The sequence below is a fragment of the Roseovarius sp. EL26 genome, assembly GCF_900327775.1.
Classification (GTDB): Bacteria; Pseudomonadota; Alphaproteobacteria; order Rhodobacterales; family Rhodobacteraceae; genus Roseovarius.
The window spans coordinates 1,646,894-1,662,045 of the sequence record NZ_OUMZ01000007.1 but is presented as its reverse complement, the minus strand read 5'-3'; the positions used below and the strand labels follow the sequence as shown (position 1 = coordinate 1,662,045).

The window sequence follows — 15,152 nt, the reverse complement described above, 5'->3', positions numbered from 1 at the left end:
TGAACATGCTGATATTTAAACGCTTAAGTTCCTTTATTCTCATCACGGTTCTGGTTGTTTTATTTGGATTTCGCGGGGGCGCTGCACTCCGGGAAAATCAATCCAGAGCAGAATCACTGCCTGAAAATGGCCGCCTTGTTTCTACGAAAAGTGGTGAAATCTATATCATCGAAGTTGGTCCCAGCGATGGGTTGCCCTTGTTATTTGCCCATGGAACGGCGGCTTGGGGTGCGCTTTGGCAGCCTGTTTTGCAGGAAATGGCAGACGTGGAGTATCGTGCGATTGCGTTTGATATGCCGCCTTTTGGGTATTCTGACCGGGCTGCGGACGCGGATTATAGTCGGGCTCGGCAAGCCGAACGCCTGTTGGAATTGGTTAATGCGCTTGATGTTCAGCCTGTCCTGATCGCGCATTCCTTTGGGGCAGGGGCTGCGGTTGAGGCCGCGATGGTCAGCCCCGAGCGTTTCGCAGGTCTGGTTGTGGTCGACGGTGCGCTGGGCGTTGGTATGGAAAGCAAAGAGTTACCCTTGTTCCTGCGCAATCATATTGCCCGGGAATTTGCCACAGCGGTCACGGCGACCAACCCAATGGCAACCAAGCCGTTGTTGCGTTCGTTGCTGCATGTAAAGACGGCGGCAACCGATGATATCGTCGCATTGCTTCAGCGTCCTATGCGTCTGAAGGGCAGTACAAAAGAGTTTGCGCGTTGGTTGCCGTTTTTGCTGAACCCCTCAACAAGTGCCCGTAGCATGGCGGCAGAAAACTATGCCGTTTTGGCGCCCTTGCGGCCGCAGTATATCTGGGGGGCCGAGGATACGATTACGCCGCTGGCACAGGGTACTGAGCTGGTGAACCTGACGCCCGGTGCGCGTTTGCATGTGTTGCCAGATACGGGCCATATCCCGCAAATTGAAGCACCTGAGGCGTTTATGCTTGCGCTCAAACTGGCGCTTGTTGAAATTGAGACGGAACTTTTTCAAAACGGAACGCAATGATGGATATTACCCCTTTTGGTGTTGAGCAGTGGATGAACAAGTGGGAAACCCGCTGTGCGATCAATTTGGCTGAAACCTGTGTTGCATCGTTGACGATTGAGGAATTGCTACGTCTGGCCGGAAAAACGCAAGCGATGCCAAGCGATCTGGCAAAGATGAAAATGACCTATGGTGATATTCCGGGATCAGAGGCGCTGCGGAGCTCTGTCGCAGCGCTATATGCGGGGCAAAAAGCTGAAAATGTGATGATCACCCATGGTACAATTGGGGCCAACGCGTTGATCTATCAGACGTTGATCAGCCGGGGCGACAAGGTCGTGTCAATCACACCGACCTATCAGCAACATACAGCCATTCCAGAAAGTATCGGGGCAGACCTGCACACTTTGCCATTGTTGTCAGAGGATGGCTATCTGCCTGATTTGAACCGGTTGGAGCAGATGGTGGGCACTGATACCACATTGATTACGCTGACTAATCCGAACAACCCGACGGGCGCGGTGATCGATCGCGCGGGGCTGGAGAGGATCGCTGAAATTGCGCGGTCCTCAAGTGCTTGGGTGCTGTGTGATGAGGTGTACCGTGGGACAGAGCAAACTGGGGAGGGGCCGGGGGCCTCGATCGCCGATCATTATGAAAAGGGCATCAGCACCGGCTCAACCTCTAAGGCGTTTTCTCTGGCTGGACTGCGTCTGGGATGGATCGTTGGGCCGCATTCTTTGATGCATGATGTGGAAATTCATCGTGACTACAACACCATCAGCGTGGGTGTGATTGACGATTATTTCGCCACGATGGCCTTGGATAACGCCGCCGCTATCTTAAAGCGCAGCAGACAGATCACGCGCGATAACCTTAATGCCTTGGATGCTTGGGTTCAGTCAGAACCGTTGATTAGCTATGTGAAGCCAGCGGGTGGGACGACGGCATTGTTGCACTATGATCTTGATATCCCGTCTTATGATTTATGCGAAACCCTGATCCGCGACACCGGTGTGATGTTGACGCCGGGATCTGTCATGGGGATGGAAGGCGGGCTCAGGATTGGGTTTGCCAACGAAACGCAGGCATTGATCGACGGTTTGCCGCGCCTGAGTGTCTGGTTTTCCAAATACGGGGCATGATCTGCTGGCACCCCGGATAAAGGGCGGATAACCTGCGGCGAATCCCTTGCCGTCAGGAGCAAAGCAATGCCTTTCACCCTCGCCACATGGAACATCAATTCGGTCCGCCTGAGAGAGCCGATTGTTTGCAAGTTATTGATGGAAGAAGGCCCCGACGTTCTGTGCCTGCAGGAATGCAAAAGCCCGGTGGACAAGATCCCAACAGAAGCATTCGCCGAGCTGGGCTATACCCACATGGTGGCACGAGGGCAAAAGGGATATAACGGTGTTGCGATCTTGTCCAAGCTGCCGATCGAGGATGTGGGCGACAAGGATTTTGCCAACCTGGGCCATGCCCGGCACGTTGCTGGGCGTTTGGAAAACGGCGTTGTCATCCACAATTTCTATGTGCCTGCGGGCGGCGATGTGCCGGACCGTGAAAAGAACGAAAAATTTGGCCAAAAACTGGATTACCTGAGCGACATGCGGGACTGGTTCCATGCGGAAAAGCCGGAAAAATCCATTCTAGTCGGTGATCTGAATATCGCCCCGCGCGAAGATGACGTCTGGGACCATAAGAAATTGCTAAAAATTGTTAGCCACACGCCGGTTGAGGTCGAAAGCTTTAACAGCGTTATGGAGGCGGGCGGCTGGGCCGATGTGACCCGCAATGATATCCCCGAAGGATTGCTCTATAGCTGGTGGTCCTACCGCGCCCGTGACTGGGATGTGGCAGACAAAGGTCGCCGGTTGGATCACGTTTGGGCGACGTCGGATATTGCCAGTGCTGGACACTCAAGCCGCGTCCTGCGGGATGCACGCGGCTGGGAAAAGCCCAGCGATCACGCACCGGTCTTTGCTAGTTTTGACCTGTAAAACATAGGGTTAAAGCACAAAGTAAGGATTTCCTTACCTGTGAAATCACGCTACCCTCACCAAAATGTTATGAGGGGGCGGAGGTTTGGGAATGAGAAAAATCACAAGACGCGCTGCTTTGTTTGGTGGAGGAGCCGTGTTGGGGGGATGGGCCGTCAAACGGTTTTCTGCCGCAACTCCGGTTCTGGATGGCACACAGAGTCTGGCCCCTGCAGGACAGGTCAGCACGCTCAACGATGCCAGTGGGTTAAGCGAAACGCCGATTTTTCGCCATAGGGTCCTGCAAGATGACCCCAATGATGTGCTTGTCGCGGCTTTGCGCGCCGAGATCAAAGAGGCTCGGGCGGAGGGGCGCCCAGTGAACGTGGGTGCTGCGCGGCATTCGATGGGCGGGCAGGCGATCCCTCGGGATGGGCATGCGATCACATTTGACAATGGTTGGCTGGATCCGGACATCGATAAGGGATTGATGCAGGTCCATGCCGGGGCGCGTTGGTCGCAAGTGATCGCGGCGCTGGATCCTTTGAGATACGGCCCCAAGGTGATGCAATCCAACAATGACTTCGGTGTAGCGGCGACGTTTTGCGTGAACGCGCATGGCTGGCCGGTGAAACATGGTCCGATGGGAGCCACTGTGCGGCGGTTTGAGATGGTCTTGCCGGACGGCACGTTGGTGGATTGCTCTCGGGATGAAAATACCGATCTCTTTGGGATGACCATGGGGGGGTACGGTCTAACCGGTGCTATCACCCGGATGGAGGTTGAGATTGAGCCAAACAAACGGCTCGAGCCGACCTATACAGAAATGCCTGTGCAGGAGTTTGGCACGCGGTTTGTCGAGGCATTGTCAGATGGGGTGGTCAACATGGCTTACGGCCGCCTGAATGTGGATCGCGCCGGATTCTTTGAGCATGCCTTGATGATCACCTACCGTGCAACTGAGGATCAGACAGATCTGCCGCCTGCCAGTGGGTCGGGCATGGTGTCGAAACTGGCAAGTCATGTTTACCGCGCACAGTTGGGTCATGAGCGGATGAAGCGCTTGCGCTGGTGGACGGAAACCGATCTGGCCCCACGGATCAGCAGCGGTATCGCGACGCGCAACAGTTTGATCAATGAGCCGGTTGTGACGCTGGATGACCGTGACCCAAACCGCACGGACATTTTGCACGAGTATTTTGTCAGTCCTGAGCGATTTGGTGATTTCATTGCCGTCTGCCAAGAGGTGATTCCTGCCTCTTATCAGGAGTTTTTGAATGTCACGTTGCGGTTTATTGATCACGACCCGGACAGCTGGCTGACCTATGCACCAGCGCCGCGGATAGCGGCCGTGATGTCGTTCAGCCAGGAAATGACGGCACGAGCCGAGGCGGATATGGCGCGGGTGACGCGGGAATTGATCGATCGGATTACCGATATCGGTGGGACCTACTATCTGCCTTACCGCCCACACGCGACGAGTGAGCAGTTTCATCACGCTTATCCGGGGGCGGCGCGCTTTGCTTTGGCAAAAAGACAGCTCGACCCCGATCTGACTTTCCGCAATGGTTTATGGGATAACTACATGGGTGCGTTATGAGCATTTTACGGATTATCAGCTTTGGCTATTTCATTGCGCTGCTGATTGCAGCGTCACTGAACTATATTCCCGGTCTGACAGATGATCAGGGGCTGGCTTTTGGTATCTTTGCGCTGGATCCATATGACGATGCGTTGCACCTCGCGTCAGCTTTATGGGCGCTGACGGCGGTGATCATGGGGGCGCGTGCCTGCACGATCTTTCTGGTGATATTTGGTGCGCTTTATTTGGGAGATGGTGTTTTTGGCATCTTCACCGGCTATGGCTATCTTGATCTGGCGATCTTCACCAATCCGTCTGCGGGAATGTCTTTTACCCTTGTTCGGTTTCTCGCCAATCTGCCGCATATCGCCATGGGGGCCTTTGCATTGTGGTCCGGTTTGCGTTGGTGGAAAGTATGATGCGCAGGCTGTGGAAATGGTTGAAACGTGCTGTTCTGCTGCTGCTATTGGCAGTTGTCGGTTTGGCGATGCCTGTGGGCTATAACGAGCTGGCCTGTGTCCGAAGCCCTATCGACAATGACTATATTGCGATTCTGCCGTCTGATCAGCACCGCGCAGAATCGCGCACGTTGCTGACCTATCCGGAATGGCACATCGTGCATGCTTATGATGATTACGCCAAGGTGATTGAAACCGGAGATCCGCATGAATTCGGATACTGGCAGGAGATCCGTGGCTTTTGGTCGTCTCTGTGTGAGCTATCCTATGCGTCGGCTGATCATGGTGGGTTTCCGGGGGAAACCAAGCAGATGGTCTATGTCATTGGGGTGAGCTTTACCGCCGAGTTACTGGCCAAAGCTGCCTACGAGGAAACATTGGGGCGGGTTGCTACATGGTTCCGGGGGGAGACCCGCGCACCGCTGGATGATTTGTCAGCGCAGCAGGCGGCAGATTATGCCAATTTCCTTCAACAGGTGCCGTGGTATCAATGGGGTTTTCGCGCTGATGCTGCAGCGTTGAGCGAGAACGCATCAGGTGTTTTGCGCGATACAGAGCGGCGCCTGGCGCTGGGTTTGGAATACAAAGCCAAGGCCGCATACGCAGAAGTGATCGAACAGGCGGTGGCGACTGTGGGTGCAGATGAGTTGCGCTTGCGGATGATTGTGAGTGGGTTGCCAGACGAGGTGCTGACCTCGATTGATGGTGTAGAGGTGGTTACCCGACATGCGCAAGGAACAGAGATTGAGACGCCGCGCTACCGCGAATTGACCTATCTGCTGAAACAGATGGCGGATGAGGGCGGCGAGTTTGTCGAGATTGCAGGCAATGACGATATCATGTTCACCGCAATCTCAGCGCAGGCTGAGGCTTCTGGCGCGCTGCACAGTTTTGCGCGGCAGGGATATGGCGACCACCGACATCTGATCATGGTAAAGGTTGCGGATCTGGCTAGCATCCTGCGCGAAATGGATCAGGGGGCGCTGTGGCTGGAACATATCCATGACTATTAGGCATTGGATTGGCGCACTGGTGGCGGTGTTTGTCGGCTGGATTGTCGTACTGGCCTCGGTCGCGATGTTGACCGACGCGGCGCCGGGGGCGATTGTTCTGTTTCCAGCGGCGGACTTCGCAGCCCGTTTACCGGACAATGCTGCTTTGGTTGGCGGGGGGCTTTTCTGGCTGGCCATTCGCGGTGAAGGGCCCGATCTTGGTTGGTCACTTTATCAATCCGGCGGGCGACTGGTGTTGCCTGCAGGATTGCCGGGGTGTTTGCCCCTGCCATTTGCGAACTGAGGTCTTGCAACCTAAGGCGCGCTACGCCATGTAACCTTCAAATTGAACGACACCATTGTCAGGAGCGCGAAACATGCTTGAACTTGGCGGACAAACCCCACCAGCCACCGACCTGATCAAGGACGTATCCGAGGCCGATTTCATGGTCGAGGTGATTGAGACCTCGCAAACGGTTCCGGTGATTGTGGATTTCTGGGCCCCTTGGTGCGGCCCTTGCAAAACCCTAATCCCCGCGATCGAGGCCGCCGTTACCAAAGCCAAAGGCGCGGTCAAGCTGGCCAAGGTTAATGTTGACGAAAACCAGATGATTGCCAGCCAACTGCGGGTGCAGTCGGTGCCAATGGTCTATGCCTTTTGGCAGGGGCAGCCGATTGATGGTTTTCAGGGGGCACAGCCGCCCTCGGAAATTGAGGCTTTTATTGAACGTGTGATTGTCGCTTCGGGCGGTGACAGCAGCGGTGGGCTGGACGAGGCCGTGGCCGCGGCCGAGGAAATGCTGGAAGAGGGAGCAGCCGCAGATGCCGCGCAAACCTTTGCCGCGATTTTGGAAGAAGACCCGCAGAACGCCCCGGCCTACGCCGGATTGGTGCGATCCCATGTTGCGCTGGACGATTTGGATCAGGCCGAGGCGATTTTGAACGGTGCACCTGCCGAAATTTCAAACGCGCCCGAGCTGGAAGCAGCCCACGCGCAAATCGAGCTGGCGAAACAGGCGGCTAATGCTGGCCCGGTCGGCGAGCTGCAGGCCGCGGTCACTGCGAACCCCGATGATCATCAAGCGCGGTTTGATCTGGCGCAGGCGCTTCACGCTGCTGGCCAGACACAAGAAGCAGTTGATGAATTGCTGGAGCTGTTCCGCCGTGATCGTGAATGGAATGATGACGCGGCCAGACAGCAGCTGTTCACGTTGTTTGATGCGCTCAAGCCCAACGATCCGATTGTGTTAAACGGTCGGCGTAAGTTGAGTTCAATGATATTTGCCTGATCGGAAAAACAGGTTAGATTAGCTTTTATGTTCCATCAGGCTGACCTACCAGAGATCCTTCCGCTTTTCCCGCTGCCGGGGGCTTTGTTGCTGCCGCGCTCGCGTTTGCCATTGCATTTGTTTGAGCCGCGTTATCTGGCGATGCTTGATGATGTTCTCAAAATACCGGGGCGGCTGATTGGGATGATTCAGCCTAATGAGGTGCCGGGACGTGTGGGCACTGGCCTGCAGTGCATTGGCTGTGCAGGGCGGGTGACACAGTTTTCGGAAACCGAAGATGGACGTTATATGATCACCTTATCGGGGATCTCACGCTTTCGGATTGAGGACGAGGTCGAAGGGTTCACGCCTTACCGTCGGGCGCGCGTGTCTTGGGCCGGATTTGAGCGTGATATGGGGCCGCAGGATGCAGATACGCTGTTTAATCGCGGGGCCTTTATGGACCTGCTGGCGCGATATTTTGAGGCGCGCGAATTACAGACAGATTGGGAAACCTTAAAGGATGCTGATGATGAATTGCTGGTCAATTCCCTGTCGATGCTGTTGGGGTTTGAGCCAGAGGACAAGCAGGCCTTGTTGGAGGCTCCGTCTTTGAGTACCAGACGCGAGACTTTGGTGACACTGATAGAATACGCCCTGCGCAGCGGTGGCGAAACGGAGATCATGCAATGAGCGATGCGCTGACATCCCCCGCCTTTGACCGTCGGATGCTGGAGGCGTTGATTTGCCCCCAGACCCACAGCACGCTGCGTTATGATGCCAGCGCGCAGGAGCTGATTTCGGACAAGGCTAATATGGCCTTTCCCATCCGCAACGGTATTCCAATCATGCTGTTGGATGAAGCGCGCGCGCTTGAGTGAGGCGTTGTTTCTAAAGGATGATGTTCAGGCGCTGTCGCGCTTTTGGGCTCGTTCAGCCATGACGTTCTGACCCAGTTCCAGCGTGTAAGCCTCAAGTTTTGATAGCGTGGCGCTGGCGGTTTCGGGGTCTTGCATCTCGATTGCGTCGGCGATGCGATTGTGCAGGCGGACGATTTCCTCACGAGACCGGGCAGTGAAGGTGATCATGTTCATTAGCGGTTGCATGGCCTCGACCGCGCCTGCCAGTTGGTAACGCAGCACCGGATTGTCAGTGGCGTCAACCAGCGCGCGGTGAAAGGCCACATCGGAGGCACAGAAGCATTCATCGCTGAGGCCCGGCTGGGCCTGACGGTGGGTTTCGGCGCGCATGGCGGCCAGATGATCTGGCGTGCGACGTTCTGCAGCCAAGCGCGTACAGGCTCGTTCCAAGGCATAGCGCGCCTCACAAGCGGTGGCGAAGCTGACGGTATTCATGCTGAGAAGTAGCGTCGAGGTGGTGATCTGCTGGCTATAGGCCTCTTCATAGCTGAGGCGATTGACAAAAGCCCCACCAAAGGCACCACGTTCGGTGCGGATCAGTGATTGTGCCGCCAGACGTTTCAACGCCTCACGCACGGTAGGACGAGAGACTTGGAATTGCTCGGCGAGTTCTGCTTCGGACGGAAGCCGTTCATCTACGATCATTTGGCCGGACATGATGGCATCTCGGATCGCCTGGGCGATCTGAGCCGAGAGGTCGGGTTTGCGTGTACTGTTCGATTTCATTTGTCTTACTTTTAATTGTCTGACATTTAAGTTGCAAGGCGCGAATCGTGGTATGGAGATATACCTTGCAGATGATTTTGTCATATCCGGCGAGAAACCTGCTGTGGCTGACGTTCTTTGCGGCCATTCTGGCGGCATGGTGGATGATGTACGCCATGGCCGTGGATATGGATCTTGACCTGATTGGCCGACCGGGCATGCAGGGCGAGATGATGCGCAACATGGACCCGCGCATGGATATGTATATGCCGATGGCCAATTTTGGCCCGCTGTTCGTGATGTGGGCGGTGATGATGGCGGCGATGATGTTGCCGACCTTGGTGCCAACCCTGCGCAGTTACGAAGACCTGATGCTCAGCGCCAATGGCAGCTGGATCGGCTGGCTGGGCGTGCTGCTGGGCTATGGCATTGTCTGGGTCGGCTTTGCTGCGTTGATCACTGGCGTGCAGCTGGGCCTGTTGTTTGGCGGCGTGGTCGACATGCTGGGCATTTCCAAGACGCCCCTGTTTGCCGGGCTGCTGCTACTGGCGGTGGGCGCGTTTCAGTTCACCCGGACCAAGGAACTGTGCCACGGGGTGTGTCACAGCCCGATGACCTATTTCCTGGGCCACTGGCGCACAGGGTTCAAGGGCGGGCTGCGTATGGGGCTGGGTTTAGGGGCCTTTTGCGTTGGCTGCTGCTGGGGCTTTATGGCGCTTGGTTTTGTTGGTGGTGTGATGAATCTGCTATGGATGGGTTTGGCGACCTTGTTCATGGTGCTGGAAAAATTACCGCAAATCGGCCACCGTGTGACACGGCCGATGGGCGTCATATTGATATTGGGTGGTGTGACCGTGTTGAGCACACCGCTGTGGAACGGAGGATAACACATGGCATTACAGCGCAAGGAAAACGCGGATAAGCTGCCGGTCTCGCAGCGGATTGATAACCGGATGCCGAACCCAAAACGGCGTCAGGCCAGTCCGACGGATTGGGCCATCAAGGGAGAGCTGTTTTTGAACTGCTCTTGTGAGCTGTTTTGCCCCTGCGTGGTGTCTTTGGGGCAGCATCCCCCCACAGAAGGCCACTGCCATGCGTGGATGGGCATCGCGATTGACGAAGGCCATTATGAGGGTGAAGACCTGAGTGGGCTGAATGTCGGTCTTCTGGTCGATATTCCAGGCCGCATGGGAGAAGGTAACTGGAAGGTTGCGGCCTACGTTGATGAACGTGCCAGCGGCAAGGCCTACAATGGGATTTTGCAGATCTTTTCGGGACAGGCTGGGGGGACTACGGGTCTGTTTACCATGCTGGTGAGCGAGATCATCGGGGCAGAGCGCCACAGGGTCGATATTGTGCGCGATGGCAAAAAGCGCAGTCTGTCAATTGGCCGGAAAATCCAAGGTGAGATTGAGATGATCGAAGGCGCCAGCCCGGATCATCCGGTGATGGTGAGTAATTCCAAATACTGGATGGGGCCAGATATCATCGCGGCAAAAGGCCTGAAATCGCGCGTACGCGACTTTGGCCGGGTTTGGGACTTTGGCGGAAAGTCCGCAGAAATCTGCCCGATTGATTGGAGTGGTCCGGGTAAGTAACCGGGCTGTAATTTAAGACACAACTGAACCTAATGGAGTTCGTGACGTGAACACGCCTCTTTTATCACCCTCGCGCCGGGTGCGCAGGACGCCTTTTTCTGACGGGGTCGAAGCCGCCGGAATTCAGGCCTATACTGTCTATAATCACATGCTGTTGCCAACGATGTTCAACAGTGTTGAAGAAGACTGTCGTCATCTCAAGACACATGTTCAGATCTGGGATGTGTCCTGTGAACGGCAGGTGCAGATCAAAGGGCCGGACGCCCTGCGACTGGTGGAACTGCTGACACCCCGCGATCTGAGCAAGATGAGTGCTGAGCGGTGTTTGTACATTCCGATGACCGATCAGAATGGTGGCATGCTGAATGATCCGGTGCTGATTGAGGCGGGGCCTGACACCTATTGGATTTCAATCGCGGATAGCGATGTCCTGATGTGGGTGAATGCCATCGCGGCTTGCAACAGTTTAGATGTCGAAGTGAGCGAACCGAAGGTTTCACCCTTGGGCGTTCAAGGCCCGATGGCGAATGAGCTGATGTCGCGCGTGTTCGGCGAGGATGTGCGAGCGCTGCGGTTTTTCGGCTGCAAGAAGTTTGCCTTTGAGGGGCATGAGTTTCTGATTTCACGTTCTGGGTACTCTAAGCAGGGTGGGTTCGAGATTTATGTCGACAATAACGAATTGGCCATGCCGCTTTGGAATGCGCTGTTTACCGAGGGCGAAGAGCTGCAAGTGCGCGCGGGTGGGCCGAACCTGATCGAGCGTATTGAGGGCGGATTGCTGAGCTATGGCAATGATATGACCCGCGCCAACACGCCGCTAGAATGTGGGTTGGGGATGTATGTGAACGGGGGGCGTCTGGAGACGTGCTTTGGCGGACGTGCGCTGCGTGAAGAGCTGGAGGCGGGAAGCCGCCAAATGATCCGCCCTATCGCGATTGAAGGCGTGATACCGGGCTGTGACCGGGCCTGGCCGGTGTTTGCCGATGGTCAGCAGGTGGGGCAGGTCACTTCGGCCGCGTGGTCACCGGATTTTGAGACCAACGTGGCCATTGGGATGGTTGAGCGTAGCCATTGGGACGCTGGCATAGCGCTTGAGGTGGAAACGCATGAGGGCATGCGGGATGCATCGGTTCAAGCCAGTTTTTGGAAATAAGTCGGGCAGGGGGATGAGCCTCTGTTTGAGATAAGAGCGAAGAAATCATGACGGAGAAAGATATGTTCAACGCATTGGTTGTCGATAAAGACGAAGAGAGCGGCAAAACAGCCGCGGCAGTCAAACAGATCGGGCTGGATGATCTGCCAAATGCCGAAGTTACTGTGGCGGTTGAGTATTCAACAGTGAACTACAAGGACGGCCTGTGCATCGGGCCCGGTGGCGGTTTGGTGCGCAACTACCCGCATATTCCGGGGATCGATTTTGCCGGTACTGTCGAGGCCAGCGGCGATGATCGCTACAAACCCGGCGATAAGGTTGTCCTGACCGGCTGGCACGTCGGTGAGGCACATTGGGGTGGCTATTCGCAAAAGGCCCGCGTCAAAGCAGATTGGCTGGTGCCACTGCCGGACGGATTGGATGCGCGCCAGGCAATGGCCGTTGGTACCGCTGGGTTTACCGCGATGCTGGCGGTGATGGCGCTGGAAGATCACGGACTGACCACAGGTAACGGCCCTGTTCTGGTTACGGGTGCTGCGGGCGGCGTTGGTTCGGTTGCCACGGCTATTCTGGCCAACCTTGGCTATGAAGTGGCTGGCGTCACCGGTCGCCCTGATACGGCTGAGTATCTGACAGCACTGGGGGCCACACAGATTGTGGCGCGTGAAGAGCTGAATGAGACCACTAAACGCCCGTTAGAGGCTGAAAGCTGGTCGGGCTGTGTGGATGCTGTTGGTGGTGCCATGCTCGCGCGGGTTTTGGGCCAGATGAAATACGGTGCTTCGGTTTCAGCTGTAGGCCTTGCCGGTGGTGCTGGCCTGCCCGCGACCGTGATCCCCTTTCTGCTGCGCGGTGTAAACCTGTTGGGTATCGATAGCGTCATGCAGCCCTATGACAACCGCGTGCGTGCGTGGCAGCGGATTGCCAAGGACCTGCCGATGGACAAGCTAGAGGCGATGATCAAACCTGCAACCCTGTCGGATTTACCGCAATTGGGCGCAGATATTCTGCAAGGTCAAGTTCAGGGTCGTGTTGTGGTTGACGTTAACGCCTGAACAGCACGAATAAATTGAAAAGGAGGCCGCGGTTACGCGGCCTTTTTTGTGCGAGCTGACACTGAGATGTGTTTTGATACGATCTTGCAGCGCGGATCATTGCGATCTGGGGTGACGTCATAGCCAAATTTGCGTGCCAGACTAAGCATTGGGGCGTTCTCGACCAGCACCTCTGCCCAAAAGGTGTGGATGTCGTTGGCTTGGGCATGTTGTTCGAGCTGGGTAATAAGGGTGGAGGCCAACCTTTGACCGCGCCAACCTTCAGCAATGGAAAGGGCGAATTCGGCGCGGGTTTCAGTACCGTCATCGCGTACATAACGGCCTTCGCCAATCACTGCTGGACCATCATCGTTAATGCCTTCGACAACAAAGGACACATGCCTTTGTGGATCAAGGTCGCACAGCAGCTCAAAGATGTGTGGTGGCACGTTGGTAAGAGGGGACATGAAACGGTAATATAAGGCCAGCGGGGAAAGCTTGGAAAAGAAGTGTTTGAGTGACGTGGCGTCAGCTGAACTTTGTTTTCGAACCCATGCCGATTTTTCTGTCATTGGCACGCGTGCTGTCTTACTTTTGCCGAATATGCCTGATTTATCGAGCTTCATTACCGCCTCCGGATCTGAGAAATTCTGGAATCCGAAAGTAGAAACATCATGTTTCAACCTGATTTCTGTCAGGTTGAAGAAATGTTTCGATTGTAATTGCGAGTTAAAGGAGCGCTTAAGATGGTCATGGAACGCACGATGCACGGGGGAATCGGTGTGATGACACAGGCGCAACCAACAATACGTCTTTCACGAGAGAGCGATTTTGACCGGGTCTGGCCGATTTTGCGCGATGTGATCCGGGCCGGTGATACCTATGCGCTCGATACGCAGCTGTCGCGTGTCGCCGTGCAGGATTTGTGGATGGACGCCCCGCGCGCAAGCTACGTTGTTGAAGACGCAGGCGGGGTTATCGGAACCTATTTTATCAAAACCAACCAAGCAGGTGGTGGGGCGCACGTGTGCAACTGTGGTTATGTGGTGGCCCCCTCAGCACGCGGTCGTGGGGTTGCCGAACTGATGTGTCTCCATTCGCAGATTGAGGCACGCAACCTTGGCTATCTGGCGATGCAGTTCAACTGCGTGGTGGAGACCAATGTCGGCGCTGTACGCCTGTGGGAAAGATTGGGGTTTGATACGGTTGGGAGGTTGCCACTGGCATTTCAACATCCTGAGCACGGCCTTGTGGACGCACGAGTGATGTACAAATGGCTTGGTGAAAACGTCTGAGCGACGCGTTTCTCAGTATTGAGAATTCTTTACGATTGCTGATTTAACTGTGCTGTGGGATTTCATGGCACAAATTCTATTCTTGTCGCCATTTTTATTTGTTCATGGCTTCGAATCACGCATCAAAGAGTAAAATTGATAATTTGCACTTGATTAATCAGTAAATTTTCATGGAATCATCGTGAATTTGAAGTGTGGAAGTGAAAATTTTGAAAAAACTGGGAATTTATGGGAAGAATTTGAGTGAATTTTTGTAACACCTTATGTGGTATTTCATGGTACATATTAATCTATATTGTGTGGATAATTGAGTGAATTGGGCGCATTATCTTGATTTTCATCCACCCTTGAAACTACATGATGTAGGTAATTCCCATAATTTATCCTTGATTTCCATGAATTCCCATGTCATCCCTATATACACGATGAGGACGGGATAAGGGGCGCAGACCCCGCTAGATAAAAAACTCCCAAGTCAGGTTTCATACAGGCCCCGCGCTTCATCAGAACAAAGAGATCCGGCGCGCGAGCGAGCAGACATCCCCCCAGATGGTGCGTGTGATCGGACACCCCGCATAGCGGGACGAGGGCGGCGGATTGGGCAGTGGCAGCAGCTCAGTCCGCCGTTTCGTTTCTAGAGGTAAGAATTTTCCTGGGATTGAACCCGGGGTAAGCAGAGGGCCAAGGACAGTGGGTCGAAGGTTCAGAGGTGAAAGCCACCACAAGGTGGATGCGAAGGGCAGGGTGTCTATCCCGGCCTCTTTTCGCCGTGTGCTGGAGGCATCTGACCCCAACTGGCGCGATGGAGATACCCCCGAGTTGGTGATCGTTTATGGTGATCACCGCCGCAATTATCTGGAATGCTACACTATTGAGGCCATCGAAGAGGTGGACGAAAAGATCGACGCGCTTCCGCGTGGCTCAATGGAGCGCAAGATGTTGCAACGTCTGTTCCACGGTCAATCATTCCCAACCACTGTCGATGAAACAGGGCGTCTGGTTCTGCCTGCAAAGCTGCGGCAGAAGGTCGAGTTGGACAAAGAGGCGTTCTTTATTGCCGCTGGCGATACGTTCCAGATCTGGAAACCCGAAACATACGAGCAAGAAGAGCTGGCCAAAACCGAAGCCTGGCTTGAGGATCTGCCAGATGATTTCGACCCGTTAATCTATCTTGATGGTGCAAAAGGGGAATAA

18 protein-coding genes are annotated in these 15,152 nt (G+C 55.0%); 16 read left to right on the top strand and 2 right to left on the bottom strand.

The window, feature by feature from the left end:
* The first annotated feature begins 5 nt into the window (after nt 1-5).
* The 10 genes from D9A02_RS16000 to D9A02_RS15955 all read left to right on the top strand — a co-directional run bounded on the left by D9A02_RS16000 (nt 6) and on the right by D9A02_RS15955 (nt 8,134).
* Entirely contained in the window at nt 6-995 is a 990-nt protein-coding gene (locus tag D9A02_RS16000) for an alpha/beta fold hydrolase (RefSeq protein WP_120501894.1), read from the top strand.
* Entirely contained in the window at nt 995-2,119 is a 1,125-nt protein-coding gene (locus D9A02_RS15995; protein ID WP_120501893.1) for an aminotransferase, read from the top strand. The genes D9A02_RS16000 and D9A02_RS15995 overlap by 1 nt, the downstream gene beginning before the upstream one ends.
* Before the next feature lie 66 nt (nt 2,120-2,185).
* Nucleotides 2,186-2,974 (top strand): exodeoxyribonuclease III, encoded by a 789-nt coding sequence (locus D9A02_RS15990; protein ID WP_120501892.1) that lies wholly within the window; start codon nt 2,186-2,188, stop codon nt 2,972-2,974.
* A 91-nt stretch (nt 2,975-3,065) separates the two neighbouring features.
* Nucleotides 3,066-4,553, top strand: coding sequence for an FAD-binding oxidoreductase (locus tag D9A02_RS15985; RefSeq protein ID WP_120501891.1), 1,488 nt, complete (start codon nt 3,066-3,068; stop codon nt 4,551-4,553).
* Entirely contained in the window at nt 4,550-4,954 is a 405-nt protein-coding gene (locus D9A02_RS15980) for a hypothetical protein (RefSeq protein ID WP_120501890.1), read from the top strand. The genes D9A02_RS15985 and D9A02_RS15980 overlap by 4 nt, the downstream gene beginning before the upstream one ends.
* Nucleotides 4,954-6,006 carry a hypothetical protein gene (locus D9A02_RS15975; RefSeq protein ID WP_120501889.1) on the top strand — a complete coding sequence of 351 codons (1,053 nt, stop codon included), beginning with the start codon at nt 4,954-4,956 and terminating at the stop codon, nt 6,004-6,006. Before D9A02_RS15980 ends, D9A02_RS15975 begins: the two co-directional genes overlap by 1 nt.
* Entirely contained in the window at nt 5,996-6,289 is a 294-nt protein-coding gene (locus D9A02_RS15970) for a hypothetical protein (protein ID WP_120501888.1), read from the top strand. Before D9A02_RS15975 ends, D9A02_RS15970 begins: the two co-directional genes overlap by 11 nt.
* 73 nt (nt 6,290-6,362) lie before the next feature.
* A complete protein-coding gene (locus D9A02_RS15965; protein WP_120501887.1) occupies nt 6,363-7,274 on the top strand; it encodes a co-chaperone YbbN in 912 nt (303 codons plus the stop codon).
* Nucleotides 7,275-7,301: 27 nt separating this feature from the next.
* Complete coding sequence (locus D9A02_RS15960; protein WP_120501886.1) at nt 7,302-7,946, top strand: LON peptidase substrate-binding domain-containing protein; 645 nt, start codon at nt 7,302-7,304, stop codon at nt 7,944-7,946.
* The gene (locus D9A02_RS15955; protein ID WP_120501885.1) at nt 7,943-8,134 is read left to right on the top strand and encodes a Trm112 family protein; all 192 of its coding nucleotides are present in this window, start codon (nt 7,943-7,945) and stop codon (nt 8,132-8,134) included. The genes D9A02_RS15960 and D9A02_RS15955 overlap by 4 nt, the downstream gene beginning before the upstream one ends.
* 24 nt (nt 8,135-8,158) lie before the next feature.
* On the opposite strand, the gene D9A02_RS15950 is transcribed toward D9A02_RS15955, so the two are convergent.
* Complete coding sequence (locus tag D9A02_RS15950) at nt 8,159-8,899, bottom strand: FadR/GntR family transcriptional regulator (RefSeq protein ID WP_120501884.1); 741 nt, start codon at nt 8,897-8,899, stop codon at nt 8,159-8,161.
* A gap of 71 nt (nt 8,900-8,970) precedes the next feature.
* Between D9A02_RS15950 and D9A02_RS15945 the strand changes: the two genes are divergently transcribed.
* From D9A02_RS15945 to acuI, 4 genes are all read left to right on the top strand, one after another.
* A complete protein-coding gene (locus D9A02_RS15945) occupies nt 8,971-9,765 on the top strand; it encodes a DUF2182 domain-containing protein (protein ID WP_120501883.1) in 795 nt (264 codons plus the stop codon).
* 3 nt (nt 9,766-9,768) lie between these two features.
* Nucleotides 9,769-10,476 carry a DUF1326 domain-containing protein gene (locus tag D9A02_RS15940; protein WP_120501882.1) on the top strand — a complete coding sequence of 236 codons (708 nt, stop codon included), beginning with the start codon at nt 9,769-9,771 and terminating at the stop codon, nt 10,474-10,476.
* A 46-nt stretch (nt 10,477-10,522) separates the two neighbouring features.
* A complete protein-coding gene (locus D9A02_RS15935; RefSeq protein WP_120501881.1) occupies nt 10,523-11,629 on the top strand; it encodes a dimethylsulfoniopropionate demethylase in 1,107 nt (368 codons plus the stop codon).
* Between the two features lie 62 nt (nt 11,630-11,691).
* On the top strand, nt 11,692-12,684 hold the full coding sequence (gene acuI, locus D9A02_RS15930; protein WP_120502577.1) for an acryloyl-CoA reductase: 993 nt from the start codon (nt 11,692-11,694) through the stop codon (nt 12,682-12,684).
* Between the two features lie 32 nt (nt 12,685-12,716).
* On the opposite strand, the gene D9A02_RS15925 is transcribed toward acuI, so the two are convergent.
* Nucleotides 12,717-13,289 (bottom strand): GNAT family N-acetyltransferase, encoded by a 573-nt coding sequence (locus tag D9A02_RS15925; RefSeq protein WP_254054650.1) that lies wholly within the window; start codon nt 13,287-13,289, stop codon nt 12,717-12,719.
* A gap of 120 nt (nt 13,290-13,409) precedes the next feature.
* Between D9A02_RS15925 and D9A02_RS15920 the strand changes: the two genes are divergently transcribed.
* Nucleotides 13,410-13,958: a GNAT family N-acetyltransferase gene (locus D9A02_RS15920; protein ID WP_254054649.1), complete on the top strand. Its 549-nt coding sequence runs from the start codon at nt 13,410-13,412 to the stop codon at nt 13,956-13,958.
* A 690-nt stretch (nt 13,959-14,648) separates the two neighbouring features.
* The gene (gene mraZ / locus D9A02_RS15915) at nt 14,649-15,152 is read left to right on the top strand and encodes a division/cell wall cluster transcriptional repressor MraZ (protein ID WP_120501880.1); all 504 of its coding nucleotides are present in this window, start codon (nt 14,649-14,651) and stop codon (nt 15,150-15,152) included.

What these genes read in the sequence shown, in the direction of transcription:
- D9A02_RS16000 (WP_120501894.1), top strand. Translation starts at nt 6, where the DNA reads ATGCTGATATTTAAACGCTTAAGTTCCTTTATTCTCATCACGGTTCTG.
- D9A02_RS15995 (WP_120501893.1), top strand. Translation starts at nt 995, where the DNA reads ATGGATATTACCCCTTTTGGTGTTGAGCAGTGGATGAACAAGTGGGAA.
- D9A02_RS15990 (WP_120501892.1), top strand. Translation starts at nt 2,186, where the DNA reads ATGCCTTTCACCCTCGCCACATGGAACATCAATTCGGTCCGCCTGAGA.
- D9A02_RS15985 (WP_120501891.1), top strand. Translation starts at nt 3,066, where the DNA reads ATGAGAAAAATCACAAGACGCGCTGCTTTGTTTGGTGGAGGAGCCGTG.
- D9A02_RS15980 (WP_120501890.1), top strand. Translation starts at nt 4,550, where the DNA reads ATGAGCATTTTACGGATTATCAGCTTTGGCTATTTCATTGCGCTGCTG.
- D9A02_RS15975 (WP_120501889.1), top strand. Translation starts at nt 4,954, where the DNA reads ATGCGCAGGCTGTGGAAATGGTTGAAACGTGCTGTTCTGCTGCTGCTA.
- D9A02_RS15970 (WP_120501888.1), top strand. Translation starts at nt 5,996, where the DNA reads ATGACTATTAGGCATTGGATTGGCGCACTGGTGGCGGTGTTTGTCGGC.
- D9A02_RS15965 (WP_120501887.1), top strand. Translation starts at nt 6,363, where the DNA reads ATGCTTGAACTTGGCGGACAAACCCCACCAGCCACCGACCTGATCAAG.
- D9A02_RS15960 (WP_120501886.1), top strand. Translation starts at nt 7,302, where the DNA reads ATGTTCCATCAGGCTGACCTACCAGAGATCCTTCCGCTTTTCCCGCTG.
- D9A02_RS15955 (WP_120501885.1), top strand. Translation starts at nt 7,943, where the DNA reads ATGAGCGATGCGCTGACATCCCCCGCCTTTGACCGTCGGATGCTGGAG.
- D9A02_RS15950 (WP_120501884.1), bottom strand. Translation starts at nt 8,899, where the DNA reads ATGAAATCGAACAGTACACGCAAACCCGACCTCTCGGCTCAGATCGCC.
- D9A02_RS15945 (WP_120501883.1), top strand. Translation starts at nt 8,971, where the DNA reads ATGATTTTGTCATATCCGGCGAGAAACCTGCTGTGGCTGACGTTCTTT.
- D9A02_RS15940 (WP_120501882.1), top strand. Translation starts at nt 9,769, where the DNA reads ATGGCATTACAGCGCAAGGAAAACGCGGATAAGCTGCCGGTCTCGCAG.
- acuI (WP_120502577.1), top strand. Translation starts at nt 11,692, where the DNA reads ATGTTCAACGCATTGGTTGTCGATAAAGACGAAGAGAGCGGCAAAACA.
- D9A02_RS15925 (WP_254054650.1), bottom strand. Translation starts at nt 13,289, where the DNA reads ATGAAGCTCGATAAATCAGGCATATTCGGCAAAAGTAAGACAGCACGC.
- D9A02_RS15920 (WP_254054649.1), top strand. Translation starts at nt 13,410, where the DNA reads ATGGTCATGGAACGCACGATGCACGGGGGAATCGGTGTGATGACACAG.